This window comes from Sphingobacterium spiritivorum (assembly GCF_016724845.1).
GTDB lineage: Bacteria > Bacteroidota > Bacteroidia > Sphingobacteriales > Sphingobacteriaceae > Sphingobacterium > Sphingobacterium spiritivorum_A.
This window is the reverse complement of sequence record NZ_CP068082.1, coordinates 2807287-2827435: the sequence shown is the minus strand read 5'-3', so window position 1 is coordinate 2827435 and position 20149 is coordinate 2807287. Positions and strand designations below refer to the sequence as shown.

Genomic DNA, 20149 nt, shown 5'->3' with positions numbered 1-20149 from the left:
TTCAATTTTATGAAAATAGCGTTAGCTCAACTGAATTATCACATCGGGAATTTCGAAAAAAACAATTCTGCGATTATACATACCATTACCCGGGCAAAAGAACAACAGGCAGATCTTATCATTTTTGCGGAGCTGGCTATCGGAGGATACCCGGCCAAGGATTTGCTCCGCAATGCCGTATTTATCCAAAACTGTGCTGATGCGATCGACCTGATCGCTGCAAATTGTCATGATATTGCCTGCATTATAGGTGCACCGATCCGCAATACCGATCCTGAGGGAAAATCCCTTTACAATGGTGCCGTATTTATACAAGATGGTAAAGTATCACATATCAGTAAAAAAGGTTTATTACCTGACTATGATGTATTTGATGAATATCGCTATTTCGAACCTTCCCGTCATTTTAACTGCTTCAAATTTAAGGGAGAAACTATAGCGCTCACGGTCTGCGAAGATCTGTGGGATGATGACAGTTCTAATTCTTACGTTGGTGATCCTATGGAAGAATTGCTTCTTGAAAAGCCCAGCCTGATCGTCAATATAGCTGCTTCTCCGTTTTCGTATACACACTTTGAGAATCGCTTAACGGTATTGCGTAAGCAGGTGGCAAGGGCCAATTGTCCGCTACTCTATGTCAATCAGGTCGGCGCCCACATGGATATTATCTTTGACGGACGCTCTCTGGCACTGAATAAGGGTGGTGAAATTGTACGTGAACTTGGAAAGTTTGAAGAAGATTTGCAGGTTGTAACATTTGAAAATGGCGATTTAGTATCTACCAACAGCTCCATCACAAGCGGACATACAGAAATTGCATTGATCCATGAAGCGCTGATCCTCGGATTGCGTGATTACTTCCTGAAATCCGGATTTAAAAAAGCAACGCTGGGCCTTTCGGGCGGGTTGGATTCTGCAGTTGTTGCTGCTCTGGCCTGCGAAGCCATCGGAGCAGAAAATGTGCTGGCTATACTGATGCCATCCGTCTACTCTTCAAATCATTCGCTCAAAGATGCTTTGGATCTTGTCAAAAATGCAGGCTGTACGCATCATATTATTCCGATCAAGGACGTTGCTCAGGCTTTTGAAGGTACACTTAGCAAAGCTTTTGAAGGATTGCAGCCGGATACGACCGAAGAAAATATACAGGCCCGTACAAGAGGAACGTTGCTGATGGCTATTTCAAATAAACTGGGACATATCGTACTTAACACGTCCAATAAGAGTGAAGCGGCTGTTGGTTACGGAACCTTATACGGAGATATGGCAGGCTCTATCAGTGTAATCGGGGATGTGTACAAGACTCAGGCTTACGATCTGGCAAAATATATCAATAGAGAGCGGGAGATTATTCCACAGAATACTATAATCAAACCACCATCAGCAGAATTGCGCCCTGATCAGAAAGATTCGGATTCATTACCGCCATACGATATATTGGATGCTGTTTTATATCAGCTGATCGAACTGGAAAAATCTGGTTCTGAAGTAGTCAAAACAGGGTTTGATGAGGCTTTGGTGCTTCGGATAAGCAAACTGGTCAACAATGCCGAATTCAAAAGATTTCAGGCACCTCCTATTTTAAGGGTGAGTCCGAAAGCATTCGGAAGCGGAAGATCGATGCCTCTTGTCGCAAAATATTCTTTTTAATCGTTTATAATTAAACCTTTTAAGACTAAGATTGTCTTACAGATACTTGAGTGTTATTATTATGAAAAAGCTATTATATTTCCTCGCTTTAGGATTCATTATTGTGTTTGCATCCTGTTCATCGTATAAGTACAATACGACGCGAGTACAAGACTTAGATTTCAGTCAATACAAAACGTACGGATGGTTGCCTCCGATCGATTCTCTTTCCAAGAATTACTATAATAATGATATTGCAAAGAGCAATATTATGAGTACTGCGAATAAAGAGATCGAAGCAAGAGGTCTTACCTACAGCAAAGAGAATCCGGACATTTTATTTCGTTATGTAACCATTGTCAACAATAAAAGCCGTCTGGTATACGGAAGCTCTTATTGGGGAATGGGCTGGGGATGGGGATGGGGTGGTCCCTGGGGATTCTACAGACCATGGGGACTTTATGGCGGATATTCTTATCCTGTTGGAAAAGAACGCTACCGTTACAGTCACCTGATTATCGAAGCGATAGACAGAAAAACAAATACTGTTGTATGGCAGGCAAGAGGTTCTAACGAAATTGATAATCCGGAAACAGCTATCAATAAACTTCCAAAAGTTGTATCAGGTATTATGAAACAATATCCTCTTCAACTTAAAAAATAAGGTCTATACAAAGTATTGACGAAAAGGAAGGGTGATAATCAATGATTATCACCCTTCCTTTTTTTATTTGTTCAATGCTACGCAGCCCATGATAAAGGGTCCGTTGGCTTTAGCATCATTATCCCGGATACGCTCCTTAATATAATAGGAGTAACTACCATCCCGGTAAGGATTCCCGCCCAAACCTGCCACGGCACAGCATTTGGTCAGCGTAAGATTGCCATTAGACTCTGTAACGATTAACTGCTCCATCAGGCCTTTATAAGCTTTTTCAGCGACAGCTTTATAACGTGAATTAATATATCCTTTATTGACTCCTTTAGCATAAGCATACATGAACATAGAAGACACTGATGATTCCTGATAATTTCCCTCTTGCTTACTTTTGTCAATGACCTGGTACCAAAGTCCCTGTGTATCCTGATATTTAACCAGTGTAGCAGATAATTGGTCTGTTATTTTTAATAATTCCGCTCTTTTAGGGTGATCGGCAGGCACGTAATCCAGCACATCCACCAGTGCCATAAACCACCAGCCTATACTTCTTCCCCAGAAACTGGGCGACTGGCCTGTTTCTTTATTTGCCCATCGTTGTTGTTTACTCTCATCCCAACCATGATAGTATAATCCTGTAGCCGGATCGTAGGTATGTCTGGCACAGATCAGAAATTGATTTATAGCGTCATCGATCAGTTCAGGTCTGTTAAATTCTTTTCCGTACTGCGCTAAAAAAGGGGAAGCCATATACAAGCCGTCTAACCAGATCTGATGTTGGTAGGTCAGTTTGTGCCAGAATGCGCCTTCCAATGTACGGGGATGGACCTCCAGTTGATGAACCAACCGATCCATTGCTAACTTATACTTCTCTTTACCCGTTTGCTTATACAGTTCAAAAAGAATCTTTCCCGGGTTGATATAGTCCAGGTTATAGGTTTCGACTTTATACAGGTGGATCTCTCCCTTATCGTTGATAATTGTATCCGCCCATTTTTCTACATAATCCAGGTACTTTTTATCCCTGGTCGCAGTCCAGACCTCTAACATCGCCAGACAGGCAAGCCCCTGACCATATCCGAAGTAAAGGCGTTTGCCATGATCCAGTTGCCAGGCCTCGGGAAATCGTTTTATCTCGGAGTCAGCAAACTTCTGATATGTTTTTTTTTGAGCTGATACGAAAGAACCTGCCAGCAATAATACGATCAGCAGATGCATACCTATTCTATTCATAAGCTTGTTTTTTATTAATTGTCTGTACGAAACGGACTTGCCGGTAATCCTTCTGCATTGTAAAGATTTCCGGGTTTATATTTTCCCCAGGCGTATCGGACGTATAGCGGTTGTTTTACCTGTTTACTGCTTACCCATAACTGAGTTCCCTGAACAGTAGCAGTGGCAGGATAATAATGCTGATCTGCCCCAGCAATTTCAAAACCTTTTATTGCTTTGCCATCTGATAAGAATCCCTTGCTGACATAATCAAAGGAAAGAATGACCTTATCCTTCTGTATTTTCTTTTTCCTGTACAATGGTCCTGAATACGCTACCGAAATCTTATACTCTTTAGCTAAAGCCCAGTTTGCCAATCTTTCCCCAGGCACCTGTTTATTGCGGGGGTGTATATCTGTAGAATCTCCTACATCGGTAATGACGACCATACCTGTATGTTGCACAGACTGCCAGGTCTTCAGTTGTGCTTCTCTGATCTCCGGAGGCTGTTTGTAGTGCGGAGCGATCTGCACAAAATAGAAAGGCATATCTTTTTGTTTCCATGCTGTCCGCCAGCTCTGAATCATATTGCTGAAAACCTGCTGATAGTCCTGATATCTGACCGAATTGGATTCTCCCTGATACCAGATGACTCCTTTTATAGTATATGGGACAAGCGGATTGACCATTCCATTCCATAATGTAGCCAGTGCCTTATTGTGGTATATTCCCAAAGGTTCTTTTGGTTTTTTGGGTAGTTGCTGTCCCTTGCTTCTTGCCTCCTCATAGTCCTTAAGTGCCTTCTGGTAGATCAGGCTGTCCTGTGGATAGCTTTCTTCGGCTTTATTTTGTTCTTCGATCAGTGTAGTGTAAAGCGGGTTGTGCTGCATGACCGGCATTGGTGTCCACGACTCGGCATGTGTCCCTCCCCAGGTCGTCTGTATCAGTCCTACGGGTAATTTGGTCTGTCTGTATATTTTGCGACCGAAGAAAAAAGCTACAGCTGAAAACTCTTTTAAATTATCCGGATTACAAATCATCCACTCCCCTTCGCAGTCTTCTAAAGGTACTTTAGGAGATAATGTCTGCCGGACATGAAATAAACGGATTTCCGGAAAATCTGCTTCTTTCATATGTTGCTCTTCATCCAGAATACCGGTTCTCCAGCCTGTTGATTTTGCTACCGGAAAATCCATATTGGACTGTCCCGAACAGAGCCATACCTCCCCTACCAGAATGTTACGAATACGAATCTCATTTTTTCCGTTAAACAGCAATTCATATGTTTTATCAGATGCCTTTGGAGTCTCTAATGTCAGCATCCATTTTCCGGAATGATCTGCAGTCGTTATTATGTTGTCTGCAGTCCATGAAGCCTTTACAGTTACCTGTTCACCGGGATCCGCACTTCCCCAAAGTCTGACTTTGGTATTTTGCTGTAAAAGCATATTGTCAGACAGAAGTGCGGGAAGCCTGATATCTGCCTTGCAAATATCCAACAGGACAAATGCAAGGCAGCTCAGCGCATATTTTAATACAGTGGTTTTCATGTTAAGCATTAGTAAAGCGGATGTTGCTGTCCGCGCAATCCCGGATTATCGTCGATAGTCTTGGTACTCAACGGGAAAAGTTCTACTTTATTTTTTTCTAATCCTCTGTAGAGGTTTGACACCCATGTCGCTGTTGGTGTAAGCGCATTGGCAAAGAATGCTGCAACATTGCTGTGCATCTCCAGGATCGTATATCCTTCATTTTGTAACTGAGTTCTTTCTGTGGCAGTAGGTGCCGTTTTGAAAGAAATATAGGTACACGCCACCAACGGATCATTGAATGTGGTAGCAGGAGTCTTTTTATAGGCTCTGTACAGATCTACATTTGCAAAACGACCTTTTTTACCGGCAAGATCGAGTACCTGCTGTTTGGTTTCTGTTAGTTTTTCAAATAAAATACCCCATCGGATCAGATCTGTTCTTCTCCATCCTTCAAAACCCAGTTCCAGTTTTCTTTCTTCAATAATAGCATTCTTAAATTCCTGATAAGAGCCGGGAGTTGTTCCGATCTTGCCTGCATCACCTTTAAAAGCTCTTAATCTGACTTTTTCCAACATTTGTTTCGCTGTAGCTGTCGGCGCCTGATTCAGTTCATTTTCGGCTTCAGCATACATCAGTAATATATCCGAATAACGCAGTTCTATCCAGTTGATATCTCTCTTATTAACGGCAGGTCCCTTTTCGGATTTCCAGTTTACTCTGAATTTACCAATAGTATTACTGGCATATGTATTCATCTGATGCAGATTGTCTGCTGTAATTGCATAATTACTGATCGCAACATCCCTGCGGCTATCTCCTTCTTTGAAATCAAAATAATAAGTCGGAAGAACGGCCATTGCCGGTTGTGCTTTGCCATAGAATGAATTCTGATGTGCAAAGATTCCATTGGTGTACCCTACCTGTGCCTCATTGCGGTCTAGGCCTAGCTGACCGTATTCTAACATGGATTCTCTGTTGTAACGGCCATTAATCAGATCCCGGAACACCGTTTCGTAATCTATGAGATCATTTTCTCCTCTTTTAACGACTTCTTCACATGCATCGCGTGCAATCTGATAGAGTTGTTGAATACGTTGGGTATCTGCTCTTCGGGCCAGTTGTACACTTCCTGGTGAATAGGAATTCAGGTCCCATCTTAACGAATACCCGGCTGCATATAAGGCTGTACGTGCCAAAAGACCATAAGCTACATTTTTGGTGATACGCTCAGGGCTAACTCCTGATTCGCTTTTCCATGGCAGCAGTGTTATGGCTTTCTGCAGATCTTCGATACATCCCTCCATAATAGTATCTCTGCTCACACGTGAAGATGAATAACTATCGGCTTCTATCACCGGAACCTTAGGATAGGGTACATCTCCAAAATAGCGTACTACATTCAGCATGTTTTTTGCACGGATGGCATAAGCCTCTCCCAGTAGCATATTCAGTTTCGTTTTTTCAGATTCGGCAACGTTTGTCATCAACGGGATATTACGAATGATGACATTGACCTGCTCAACTCCCGAAAACATAGCCGTATACGTTGAAGAGGGGCTTGTTGCCGGGTTATACACATAGTTGGAAACCTGATTTTTGGAGTTTGTCTCCCCTTCTGTAGAGAAACACTCGTCGGTGCCCATTCCAAACTGATAATACAATTCGTTATTAAATGTACTTGTATATGCTCCCAATACAGCCATTTCGACGCGGGGTACATTTTCAAATATATTGGAACTATCAAAATCACTTTGCGAAGGCAAGTCTAACCAATCCTTACATGAAGTGGAGAATAATGCCGCGGAAATACTGATTATATAGACTAATTTTTTCATGACGCTAAATCTTAAAATGTTAAATTAACTCCTGCTACCACACTTTTTGCTCTCGGATAAGCTGAATTATCCACCCCTCTTGTCAGGATAGAAGAACTTGCGGATACTTCAGGATCATATCCGGAATATTTGGTAAACGTATGGATGTTATTCAATGTCAGGTAAACCCGCATCTTATTGATAAATGCTTTTTTGGAAATCGTAGCCGGTAAAGTGTAACCGAACGTAATATTGTTAATCCGTAAGAATGAAGCATCTTCAAGATAATAATCCAGGGCATCGCTAATGGCTATATTATTACCTGAGTTGAGACTCCAGACCTGATCTTTACTGTGCTGATCCGGATTTAATGCTGCCAGACGGCTCAGGTCTTTGGTTTCTAACCCTGTTGCCGGATCTATAAGTGTAAAGCGGGAAGCCATCGTTGACAGCGAATTCTGATTAGGCAGGTACGGCCCCATAAAGCGTTGTGTATTCATATTGAATGCCTGATTGCCATAGGCAAAATTGACGAATACACTCAGATCAAAGTTCTTGTAAGAGAAAGCATTGTTCATACCTCCGAAGTATTTTGGCTCAGGATTACCGATAACTGTTCTGTCATTAGTAGACCAGACCGGGTTGCCGTTGGCATCTGTCTCTCCTGCTGTTGGCAAATATTTAACATCTCCCGGTTTGATATTTGCGCGGTTTTTACCTTTCAGTGAAGCGACTCCGTTTTTTAAACTGTATGATCCGTCCGGATTCTGATTGAAATCATCCGTTGTATATACACCATCGTATTTATATCCGTAGAATTTACCTACAGACTCTCCTACCTCCGTCATAAAGTCTACTCTTGAACTCAGATTTGTAATGAGGTAATCATTGCCACTGGTTCCGAATAAAGCTTTCGTTTTTGACTTGTTGAATGTAATATTAAAACTGGTCTGCCATTGGAAATCTGCTTTCTTGATATTAACGGTATTCAGTGTTACTTCTACTCCTCTGTTTCTCAGTGCAGCTATATTCTGAAACTGATACGAGTAACCTGTTGATGTAGGAATATTGGCCCGAACCAACAGATTTTTGGACTCGTTATTATAGAAGTCTGTTGTCAGATTGACTCTATTATCGAGGAATGACATATCCAATGCGATATTACTGGTCTGTGTTTTCTCCCATACCAGATCCGGATTTCCTAATGTTGTCCCTGGTTTGAGACCGATAACCTGTGTATTATTTACAGCTACAACTGTAGATCCGTAAAGTGTGGCATAGCTGGTATTACTGATCTTATCATTTCCGGTAGATCCATATCCCGCACGAAGCTTTAACTGATTAAAGAAACTTCCATCTTTCATAAAGCTTTCATTATGAATATTCCAGGCGGCAGATACCGAAGGAAATGTACCCCACTGATTTCCTTTTCTGAACCGGGATACACCATCTGCGCGAATTGTTCCGGTTACTAAATAGCGGTCATCAAAATTGTATATGGCACGTGCAAAACCTGAAACCAGACCGTATCGTCCTTCATCTGTATCTGCTCTGTCGATGCGTGATGCTAAAGAGACATCATTCAAACCAAAATTACTGGAAGGGAATCCGTAATAGGTATGTCCTACGCTCAGATCTTTGGAATACAGAATCTCATGTCCTGCCAACAGATTAAGGTTGTGCTTTCCAAATGTTTTGATCCAGGACAAGGTATTTGTCAACTGCCACTGATAACCTTCTGCATTGGCCCGGCTTCCGTATGGCCCTCCGTTGTTACGCGCAGTGACGGTACGCCCGTCATCCCAATAATCTGTACGGGTTTGATTCCACTGATATGCGCCGGAACTTCTAAAGGTAAAGTTATCCAGAAAGTTGACGGTAAGCCCTACATTCAGATTAGCCAGACGAGCTACTTTATTACGGGTGATGGCATCGTTCGTAATAATCGGATTGTAAATATCGTATTGTGAATCCAGCGCCTGAAGATCTTCAGCAATATCCGAATTAATTAATTGCTCATTTGTGAAACGGATTCCACCGGTTGCAGGCTGAAGAATAGACATTTTTAACATTCCTCCCAGAGATCCGTCACCATCGGTATTGGCATCCTGAAACAAGGAGTTAAAGTCAAGATTGACTCCTTTTAACAATTCGTGATTTACTTTTGCACGAACACTATTTCTGCGAAATCCGGATTTTGCCAGAATACCATCCTGACTGGTATTATTAAAGGTCAGCATGAGTTTTGTCTTTTCATTACCTCCGTTGATATTCAGATTATGATTCTGTAAAATCGCCTGTCCTCCGAAGACCTCATCCTGCCAGTCGATACCCGGTCTGCTGCCATAATCACGCTGAATTCTGGCATAAGCGCCTGAAGCAAAGTCCGCAGCATTGACATCTCCTCCGAACATATTGGCAAATTGTTGTTGTTTGCCTCCCAATGTTTGAAATTCATACTGGTATTTCACATAATCTTCGATATTCAGTAAGTCCAGTTTTTTGCTGAGCTTTTCAAAACTTGCATATCCGTTATAATCAATATTGGTACGTCCGGCTTTTCCGGATTTGGTAGAGATCAGGATAACACCATTAGCCCCACGTGAACCGTAGATTGCGGAGGCTGATGCATCCTTGAGGATGTCAATACTTTCGATATCATTTACATCGATCTTCATCAGGGCATCTTCCATGACAAAACCATCGACAATATAAAGTGGCGTGGTCGAGCCTGTAATAGAGGTTCCTCCTCTCACGGTAATATTGATCGCAGCTCCGGGAGCGCCACTTTGGGTCACCACATTGACACCTGCGACTTTACCGGTAATAGCCTGTGCCGCTGTAGTTACGGGGACATTACGGATATCACTGTTTTTTACTGTACCGACTGCTCCTGTAAGATCCCGTTTACGGGCGGTACCGTAGCCGATGACTACAATTTCATCGAGTTCATTATTGGCAGATTGCAATACAATTTCCATAGGACTCTGTGAATTGGCTACAGCATCTTTTGTTTCAAATCCTACGTATGTAAATCGGAGATTGGCATTTTGCTTTACCTGAATGGAAAACTTGCCGTCCCTGCCGGTCGTGACAGCTACATTGGTGCCTACTACGGCAACAGTAGCTCCTCCGATGGGTTGATTCTTCTCATCGACAATCCTTCCGGTAACAATATCTGAAGTTTGTGCAACACTTATTCCTGTCATTACAAACGCAAGCAAGGCACATAAGATCGCTCTTAAAAAAAGCATATTTTTCATAAGCTGGTATTCGGTTTCTATTTTTCTGTAGGAGCTAAAATATAGCTCTTTTATTTTACGCTATTCTAATTTATTGCATACATCCTGATAAGGCACTAGCTGTCAGCACAATGAAAAATCAACATTGGCTGCTGTCTCATTGTTGTATTTCAATAATAAGAAAATGGGAAAGGGTGCTGACGGCAATAATTATCAGCATACACGACCTCACTCCGGTTTATACTTGTTGGTTCCATTACGAAATTATAGATTGGTTAATCCAAACTTAGTAAAACCAAAAAGCACAACTATCCTGACCTATCCTGAAACGTATTCAAAACAGGCAGAAACCGGAAGGGCTAAACAGAAGAAATATAGATAAGAATATCTACAGACAGGTATTTAAATATACCGCTAATAATTGATTTTAAATGCTTTAACAACCGAAAGAGAGACCCCATGAACACTTAGTGTGTTCTTTCTTTCCTAGCAGGTCTCTCTTTGGTTGTATTGTTTTCAGGTTAAAGAATCAGAATAAATATTGTTTATACGCTGTTTAATGTGTGTATATGTTGTTACAACGGATAGTTGACAAACCAGTTGACAGGATTCATCAGATGCTGTTTAAAGGTTTGCTGATATGCTCCGGTGTATTTTGCGCTCACTCTGTTGGCTAACATACCCGGGTCATTCCAACGTGAAGCGATACGTATCATTGCAAAATATGCTTTTGCTTCTCCTGCACTCTCCATTAATGTTTCTTCAATGATCAGATCATCTACTGCTTTCTTATATGCTTCTATCTTCTCAGGTGTATTCAGGTTATCCTTTGAAAGCCCCGCAGGATATACAGGAGACAGATTGACCCGGCGCCGGATTCCCCAATTCTTGGCTAAAGCCACATTCCATACAGCATTATTCAGCGGATATTGGAGGTTATTTGCATTACGGGACAGGTATAATTCTATACCATCATTGAGAAAAGCTTCTGCTTCTTTGAATTTTCCCAGATTATTGAGGGCCTCGACCATAAAGAAATGAACATCAGCGTCTCTGTAAAGGACAATATGAACGTTGTTTTTGTAGATCTCTGAAGCACTTTCTCTATCTCTGGAAAACTTACGGATTACCCATTCACCATTTTGCATATAGTAGGTATAGTTTTCTCCGCGATACAGGTCTCCTAATGTATTACCATCATAGCGCAATTGCTTTTTATAACGGTTCATCGCAGCTTCTGTGGGTTTCAGATAATATACAGAGGGCTGGGTATTGGAGAAATAAGAGATTAACTTATTGGTCTGATTACGTTCAAAATCATAGGGTACCACATTGATCAGTCCTCTGGTTTTTGTAACGGGACTGCGGGTAAAAAACTGAATCCATTCTCCGTTATAATCATCGTTACCTATTTTGTAACGACCACCACCGTTATCATAGATAAAAGGCATGCCGACCTCTACCACTTTGCTGTAATTCTTATTCCACAGATACAGCTCCATCAACAGCGGTTCGGGCGAAGGGCAAATCATGTTCCACACGAGATCCTGTTCGGACGCATTTACTCCCGGAAAGAGTACGTCTCCCCATACGAGTACATTTTTGCCGTTGACTCCTTCTACACCTGACTCCATGAGGTCAATCAGTTTGGGAATCAGCTGATCTAATGTCAGTACCGGAATTTCTCCGACCTTATTAATATCTAAATTTTTATCATCAAAGTAAGCGGCCTTACCATAGAGTTTACCGATCATCAGATATGACCATACCTTGAATCGTATCGCTCCGGATATAATGGAGTTGTAATGCGCTTCTTCTATTGCTTTCGGATTTTTCTTTCGGTACTCTATGACCTTTGCGAGGTAATTATTTGCATTGATAATAATATCATAGAATCCTTTTGGATTTGCAAATTCATTACCTTGTTTTTCACGATAGTAATAGAGATCCCAGAGATCCTGAGGCGCATTTTTAGTAGGTTCCAGCAGATCTGTACGCAGGTCTGCCAGAAAAACAGCCTGATCAGCTACTTTCTGTACTTTCGCAGCTATTCCCATATAACCGGAATAGAGTTCGTTGGCATTACCTACGTAATCTTCGTCTTTCAGGATATCATTGGTATCTACTTCAAAGTATTTTGAACAGCCTGTAAAAAATAAGACTGCACAGGCTGCTGCTATTTTCAAATAATTTTTCTTCATCTCTTCAACGATTAGAGTTTCAGGTTAACACCTAATTTAAATGTACGTGGTAAAGGAATTTTACCATAATCGGCTCCTAACAGACTGACATCATAGCTATAAGCGGTCACCGGATCGAGGCCCAGATATTTGGTCCAGGTGTATATATTTTCCCCGGAAATGTAGATTTCGGTATTATTGAGCAATTTGAATTTCTGAGTTCCAAAATTGTATTTCAGAACTACATTACTCAGGCGCAGATAAGAAGCGTCTTCAATCCAGCGATCTGAAAAACGGCTGTTACCCATCGGATCAGCATAAGTTGCTTTGGGAATTGCTGTAAACTGTCCCTCTTCCTGCCACCTGTTGAGGATAGCGGTAGACTGATTCTTATAGCTACTCATATCTTCCAAGCTCCGGCGAACGGCATTGTACATCTTGTTGCCTTTAGAGAAGGTGACATATCCGCGTAATGTCAGTTTTTTGAATCTGACATCTATAAATCCGGATCCATAAAATTTAGGTAATGCATTCCCCAAACTCTTACGATCATCTTTATCGATGATTCCGTCTTTATTGATATCTTCAAAGATAGCATCTCCGGCTTCGAAAGGGAGGTTTTTGAAGTCTGTCAGATTAAGACGTGAAGCCTCTGCTGAATTACTGATTACACCATTGAACTGATGTCCGTAAAAATCATATGGTGAACCTCCGACCTGTGTGATCAGTGTCATGCCATACGGAGCTGTGGTTATCTTCTGGTCTATACTATTCAGGCTTTTCACTTCATTTTTCAAGGTACTCAGATTTCCTCCGATTGTAAATCCGAAATCTTTTTTCTCTATAAGGGTCAGGTTGGCATCAAACTCAAACCCTGTATTGAGCAGTGTAGCTCCGTTGACATACATATTTTCGATACCGGCAATCGGTGTGACCGGCACAGCCTGTACAACATCTTTAGCTGTTGTATGATAGTAAGAGGCACTTAAGTTCAATCTTTTTTTCCATAAACTGGCGATCAGACTGACATCCCAGTTTCTGACATCTTCTCTGTTTAAAGATGTATTTGGAATATTGCCAACTACAATACCTGCTAACTGACGATAAATCTGGCTGCTGTAATAAGCCTGACTGAGTTTGGATGAATACCTGCTATTTGCTGTTTTGGAATATCCGGCATTCAATGTCAGCAGGTCCAGACTGCTAATGTCTTTGAATACGCTTGTATTTGACAACACAAATGACAGGTCAACTCCGGGATAGAATCCGAAACGGCTCACATCTACTCCTGTAGAGGATGCGCCATCGGAGGAGAGATAAGTAGATGCTTTTACTAAATTGCGCCAGTCATACTGTACAAAACCATAAAAGCTCATCCAGTTCCAGGATTCGTTATAGCCTTCAAAAGCACGTCCTGCAGCATTTACATAATTGAGGGTACGATAGAAATCCGAGCTGGTATTGCGTCCGAATCCGGCATCATATTCTCTATCGGTGATCATTCCCTGAAATCCTGCACCTGCCTGAATATTGGATTCATCCAGCTGCTTTGTGTAATCTGCATTTATCTTGTAATAGATATTGGAGTTTTTACCTGATCCGGAGCGCGCTGAGTTGAGTGCTATGCCATTTTCCAGAGGCAGAATAGTACGGCTGGACAGTCCGGGAATAAAGGTAGATTGTCTGTTATAACTGGAGAATAGTCCGAATGTACCGTACACATTTATATCCCGGGTAGCTTTGTACTTAACACCTGCATTGACAAAGACATCATATATATCCGAATTGATGGTAGTTGTATTGAGTAAGGCCAGTGGATTAGACACATTGAATTGTCTCACGATATCGTAATCCGGCAATATGTTATTCTGATCATCTTTGCGGTAAGGACTGAGTATCGGCGCCTGATACAAGGAAGCTAGCATAGGGTTGGTTGCCTGAAGCATTCCCTGCTCATGCAGTTTATTTGTCGCATATGTCAATGCTACACTGGCTGAGAGGTCAAATTTCTTTCCTAATGTAAGGGTTGAATTAAGACGGGTACTGTAGCGTGTAGATTTACTATTTTCCAATGTTCCGTTCTGATCCATCACACCCAGAGAGAGGTCATATTTGGCAATGGCATCTCCTCCTTTGATACGAAGGTGATTATCTGTAACGAATGCCGGTGTATAGATCTCATTTTGCCAGTCTGTATGATTATTGTACAGAAAATTGTAATAGTAATTCGGATCATCTCTTAAAAACGGAAAATAGCTGATCATATCGTTCATATCCGCAAACTGGGACATTCCCACATCTCCGATAAAGTTTTTGAAATCGCTTCCCTGCAATACCGGGATACGTTTGTTATTGTATCCTATGCCATAGTTTCCTTTGAATTCAATTACTGTTTCCAGATCATCTGCAGAAGAGGTCTCGATGATGAGTACGCCATTGGAGGCTAATGATCCGTATACAGCAGCTTCAGGACCTTTCAGCAATCTGATACTCTTGACATCCTGCGGATTGATGGCATTAAATACACTTCTGGAATATCCGCCGATAATAGTTGAGGTCTCATTGTCCGGAAAGTATGGCATTCCATTGAGAATAATGAGAGGCGAATTATCTGCAGTTAAAGTTCTTATTCCACGAAAGTTGAGCACGCTTCCCTCGGTTGGCATTCCGCTTTTATTGATCACATTCAGTCCTGAAAATTCGCCGGCCAGCACATCTTCAATGTTATAGACTCCTTCCTTGAAATCCTGATTGTATAAAACTGAGGTCCCTTTATTTGCAAAAATACCTTCTTTGACTTCGTCAAATCTGAATCGTGTATCGGGAACCAACGTCACAACCAGAGAATCCCGTTTGAGTGTACTGACCTGCAGTTCGTGAAATCCGGGACTCCATACAGTAATAAGGGCGGAAGTACCGACGTCGTCGACCTTCAATGAAAAATCTCCGTTTTTATTGGTCTGCGCTGATGCGGCACTGTTTTTTATGGAAACAATTGCATTTGCTACTGCAGCATTATTATAGGAGCTCAGTACCTTCCCTTTTATTATCCGCTGTGCAAAGGCCTGCTCCACGCTGCACAAACCTATAACCGAGCTTACAAGCAAAATTTTATATAATATATTCACCCTTTTTATCATAACTGTTCAATAAGCATTCTTTAAAAACATTATAAAACTGCTTTACTCTTTTTAATAATTGTTTTGTGTGGGAATCAACGCCCAATGATATAATTCTATTTGTTCAACCGTTCCTTTACCTAATCCGGCAAATTCTACTTTTATTTTAAATCGTCTCACCTGATTACCATCTATAATGACCGGACCAACCAATCCTCCCCAACCGTTATATTTGGTGCTGCCAACTGTATTTGTTGAACGGTCATAGTTCCATGGTGTGGACGGTTCTACATTGAGTGCGCTTTTGATCAGTTTGCCATCGATATAGATGTTTACAAAAGGATGGGTAGATGACCGGAATCCCATATACAGATTATATTCTCCGGGAGGTACTTCTACCACTTTATAACCTGTAGACCCGTCGCTGTTGCGAACAGTCAGTACTGGTGTAAAGTCTATAGAGAGCGGAGCTCCTGCGATTTTTGCGCCTCTGAGTACCAGTGTGCGGTATTTGTATTCCAGCCCCAGCGTTGGGAAACTTGCATTATCGCGATCTGTCGGTACGACACTTGTTGCATTCAGTACGGTAAACAGGTTTCCTTTTTCATTATCCGGTACGTATTCCCAATAGTGAAAAAACTGCTTGATCATATCGATATGTACGTTATTCGGTACTTTCAACTTTGAGATTTCAAATATTCTGCCGTTACTCATCCGTTTATAAGCCGGATTTACCTGCTGCACACTTGTTTTCCAAAGTTTGTTGAAAGCCGAATAGATATTTTCTTCACTGCCGTAATTATCGACCAGTGTATTATAGAAGATGGCTTCCTTGATCCAGGACATGGCTTTGAGATAATCATCCTGTTCAAATGTTTTTCCAAATTGAGCATAAAGGCTTCTCAAATCATTAAAACAATTGTTCAGTACCTGATTGCTTGGTAAAAACATACTGACCTGCACAAATTCTGAACGGATATTCGCCTTTTCGAAAATCGGGTTCTTAATCACATAAGCTGAATCGTAAACGGTGTTTCCGGTAGGATCCACACCAATAGGGACACTGTTTGCCAGATCAAAAATAGTATCATTGAGTCGCAGAATGGTATCCCGGATAATGGAATAATCTGATCCCAGCCCTTCCAGGTATTCATAGATACTTACATCCGGTTTCATGAGTTCATTAATCTCGTGGACGACTCCGTTTTTGCATAATTGATTACCATTTACGATCGCCGCATCTCCTATCTGATATTTACCAGAAGCATCCTCATTAATGGACAGATACTTTCCATTCAATGTCTTCAGGCGTAATCCTTTTTTGAGTTTAGAGACATCATATGTAAGATTGTTGATATGATAGCCCATCACATATTTTTCATCCAGATTTAATTGTGCAAGACGATCCATCTGTTCGTTACTGACAGCCCACACAGTGAGATACTGGTCTCTTTGCAGCTCTTGTGCCAGTCCTGTTTCCTCTAGTTTTGCGACAAATTTGCTATACTCTGGTTTTGATTTCAGATAGTCCAACAGATTTAATGGAGATACGGTAGTGGTACCATCTGTCGTTCCATAGTGGCTCTCCCAGGCTTTTTTACAGCTCGAAAAGCAGATCACTGCTGCCAATAGAGCAAAAATTAATCTTTTCATAATCGTAGTATTTAGTCTATAGGATCAAATCGTATATAATCCAGCGTAATCAGCTTTCCATCTAAAGAAAGTATACGCAGTTTGTGAGATGTTGTCTCTTCAAAAGTGACATTGCCAAGCGCCTGTTCCAGTTGTCTGTCTGTCCGGGTGTTGCTGATGGTATGTTTATCCCGCATCAATACGCCATCCAGAATAAATGAACAGATACCTGTAGACGTTGCCTGAATAGGACTCGGCCAGAAGAAGGTCACTTTATATTTCCCCTTGACGATTACCGGACTATTCATTTCTATCCAGCCTGACTCACCCAACGTAACCCGAAGATGATCGTGATTCAGCACATCGCTGTAATAGATACCGTCTGCCGGCCGGCTGTTACGGTATATCAGCACATTGCTGCGCGTCTCCGGGCGAGCACTCCAGATAATACTTTTGAGATCTCCGGTAACAAATGTTTTGTTATACTGTGCACTCAGGTTTGCTTTCTTAAACTGCGTCACATTAGCTTCTACATCCGGATAATCGGACAACTCCCAGATCACGGATACCCGCTCCGGTGTAAATACCGGCATCCAGTTATTCACTTCATGCAAAACCCCATTTTTACAAAGGACATTGAATTCTACAAATTTGATTCCTGTGGTATTGGCCGCATTACTGTTTAATAATAATTCTCCCTGTCCTTCCGACATTTTGATCAGCTGCTTATCTGCCAGAGTATTGATATTCATCTTACGCTGTCCTGAAGGGAACTGCCCCAGACTGGCATAATCTCTCAACTGTCCCAGAAGATGATAAGCGACATACTGATTCAGAGGATTCTTGACATCTGTATAAGGCAGACCATTATTAGCAGATAATTTCGTGACCAGGTCTGTGATACTGCTGATATTATCGGCAGCAAAAGTCTGATTGGCTACTGCAAATGCGGTATACCGATACCGTATTTCTATAGGGTTACCCTGTTCATCTGTAGAAGGTGTATACACCGTTTTCAGACGTTCTTCATAACCGGCCATTTTCACAGCTTCATAGAAAATGCTGAATTTCTCCTGTTGAAGACGATCGGTAATCGTTTCGGTCAACGGAACCAGTACATCTTCGATAATGTGAATAATTCCGTTGGTAGCTTTAACATCAAATTTTTTGAATCGGGAAAGTCCGTTGAGATATACGGCCTCAAGTCCTCCTCCTCTAAACTCTATACTCAGGTTGTCATCTGTTTCGTTAAGTTCGTCAATGGCTCCGCTTTGAAACTGCCCCAGATCAATAACTGTTCCTGCGATCAGATGATAGCGGACCAGATAAGCGGCATCTTCTTTGGACATATCCTGCACACTTGTATATCCTTTGGCCTTTAAATAGCGGTCAACGCCTTCATTAACCGGCACAAAGTGGGTATAATTTGCATTCAGATTAAGAGTATTATACAGATCCGCCTGCTTCAATACTTCTACCCAACGGGAGAATTGATCCGGATGCTGATTGAGGTATACTGAAATCGGAAATTCATCATAAGCCGTGAAAGTTTTATCTTCGAAGCTATCTTTACAGCTATTGACCAGCAACAGCGGAAACAACAGCAATAACGCCTGTATCGTTCGGTGTAAGTTGTAAATTCGTTTCATAAGTTGGTTAGTTTAAGCTATCGTAATAGGGATTCTGCACCAATAGGCGATTTGATTTCAACTCGTCAATATGAATCGGCAGGTAGTGCGAATTGTTATTTAATAATTTGGACCGTATTATCGGAGATGAACCTCCCGCAGTACCCAACAGCACCTGTTCGATGAGGTAATCTTTATATTCGTAATTGTTTCTTTTACCGACACGAAGCAGGTCGTACCATCTTTTTCCCTCGCCTATAAATTCAAGAGCTTTTTCATTTAATACGATGTTCAGCATCTCCAACTGATTAGATGCAATAGAGAGGGGCTGTGTGATTCCGGCACGTGCGCGCACAGCTGAAACCAGATCCAGCGCTTCCTGGTAATGACTGGCTCCTTTCATAACATATGCTTCTGCTTTCATCAGGTAGATATCAGCCATACGGTAGAGTATCCAGTTCTGGTCACTATTCTGACGTGGAATAGTAGTTCCGCCTTCAGAACCCAGATATTTCCAGACCTTGAAATCAACACCTGAATAAGATGCTCCAAGACCACGTATATCATCCGGATTCTGCTGAAATCTGGCAACCATCAGCGGGGAGATAATCCAGTTGTAAGAAGATCCAAACCAACTAACAAGGCTATTAGTCTGATTTTTTGTAAAGTCAAACTGTATTTCAAAAATTCCTTCATTCGAATTGCCCGGACTGAAGATGGTAAACCAATTATTTTTGGTATTTACTTTTCCCTGTATCAGTCCTACACGTCCGGAGTTTAATACTTTATCGCAGGCTTCGATAGCCAGATCATACTGTTCTGTCCATAGGTATACATCGGCTAATGTGGCATACACTGCCCATTTGGTTACCCGTCCTTTGGATTCCCATACTGTAGGCCAAAATTCTTTGCTGCTACCGATGGATTGTTGCAGATCGGAAATAATCTGTGTAAAGATCTGAGCGGAGGTCGAGGTTGCGATTTCAAAAGAAGTCTGATCATCCATATAAGGTTCCAGGATCAGTGGAGCATCCTTAAAATTACGTACGATGTAGAAATAGGCTAATGCTCTGAGATAATAAGCTTCTGACAGGTAAGACCGCATAGTTGCTTCATTAAACGAAGGATCTTTTGCCACTACTTCCGGTGCATAGCGGATAACCATATTGGCGTAATTGATAATACTATAGAAGTTAGACCATTTCACAAACGAATTGGAAGGGATAACGTCGAATGATTTGAAACGCTGCAGATCGTTATTAATAAAACCGCCTAATGACAAGCCGTTTCCACGGGCTTCTCCCCAGACCAGCATCAATTGTACAGACTGCTGCATCTTTACATATGCAGCTCCCAGTACGGCCTCTACTTCTTCCTTATTAGACCAGTAGGAGTCGCTGATCTGCTCGTTTTCGGGCTTTACATCTAACCATTTATTGCACGAACTGCTGAATGTTATTATAAAGGCAAAAAGAATAAAAATGATCCTTTTCATATGATATC

11 protein-coding genes are annotated in these 20149 nt (G+C 41.6%); 2 read left to right on the top strand and 9 right to left on the bottom strand.

Annotated features, from left to right (window positions below; genetic code table 11):
- The first annotated feature begins 9 nt into the window (after positions 1-9).
- Positions 10-1650, top strand: coding sequence for an NAD+ synthase (locus tag I6J03_RS11760; protein ID WP_003011364.1), 1641 nt, complete (start codon positions 10-12; stop codon positions 1648-1650).
- A 61-nt stretch (positions 1651-1711) separates the two neighbouring features.
- Entirely contained in the window at positions 1712-2293 is a 582-nt protein-coding gene (locus I6J03_RS11755; protein ID WP_003000704.1) for a DUF4136 domain-containing protein, read from the top strand.
- A gap of 63 nt (positions 2294-2356) precedes the next feature.
- On the opposite strand, the gene I6J03_RS11750 is transcribed toward I6J03_RS11755, so the two are convergent.
- The 9 genes from I6J03_RS11750 to I6J03_RS11710 form a co-directional block, all read right to left on the bottom strand.
- On the bottom strand, positions 2357-3520 hold the full coding sequence (locus I6J03_RS11750; RefSeq protein WP_003011368.1) for a glycoside hydrolase family 88/105 protein: 1164 nt from the start codon (positions 3518-3520) through the stop codon (positions 2357-2359).
- Between the two features lie 14 nt (positions 3521-3534).
- Positions 3535-5049: a sialate O-acetylesterase gene (locus I6J03_RS11745; RefSeq protein WP_232279836.1), complete on the bottom strand. Its 1515-nt coding sequence runs from the start codon at positions 5047-5049 to the stop codon at positions 3535-3537.
- 8 nt (positions 5050-5057) lie between these two features.
- Complete coding sequence (locus I6J03_RS11740; RefSeq protein ID WP_003011372.1) at positions 5058-6866, bottom strand: RagB/SusD family nutrient uptake outer membrane protein; 1809 nt, start codon at positions 6864-6866, stop codon at positions 5058-5060.
- 11 nt (positions 6867-6877) lie between these two features.
- Entirely contained in the window at positions 6878-10108 is a 3231-nt protein-coding gene (locus I6J03_RS11735; RefSeq protein WP_003011374.1) for a SusC/RagA family TonB-linked outer membrane protein, read from the bottom strand.
- A 554-nt stretch (positions 10109-10662) separates the two neighbouring features.
- Positions 10663-12288, bottom strand: a complete 1626-nt coding sequence (locus tag I6J03_RS11730) for a RagB/SusD family nutrient uptake outer membrane protein (protein ID WP_003011376.1) — start codon at positions 12286-12288, stop codon at positions 10663-10665.
- An 11-nt stretch (positions 12289-12299) separates the two neighbouring features.
- Positions 12300-15395 carry a SusC/RagA family TonB-linked outer membrane protein gene (locus tag I6J03_RS11725; RefSeq protein WP_232279837.1) on the bottom strand — a complete coding sequence of 1032 codons (3096 nt, stop codon included), beginning with the start codon at positions 15393-15395 and terminating at the stop codon, positions 12300-12302.
- A gap of 63 nt (positions 15396-15458) precedes the next feature.
- Positions 15459-17039: a fasciclin domain-containing protein gene (locus tag I6J03_RS11720; RefSeq protein WP_003011379.1), complete on the bottom strand. Its 1581-nt coding sequence runs from the start codon at positions 17037-17039 to the stop codon at positions 15459-15461.
- Positions 17040-17050: 11 nt separating this feature from the next.
- On the bottom strand, positions 17051-18667 hold the full coding sequence (locus tag I6J03_RS11715; protein ID WP_003011381.1) for a fasciclin domain-containing protein: 1617 nt from the start codon (positions 18665-18667) through the stop codon (positions 17051-17053).
- Between the two features lie 7 nt (positions 18668-18674).
- Positions 18675-20141, bottom strand: coding sequence for a RagB/SusD family nutrient uptake outer membrane protein (locus I6J03_RS11710; RefSeq protein ID WP_003011383.1), 1467 nt, complete (start codon positions 20139-20141; stop codon positions 18675-18677).
- Between the last annotated feature and the right edge of the window lie 8 nt (positions 20142-20149).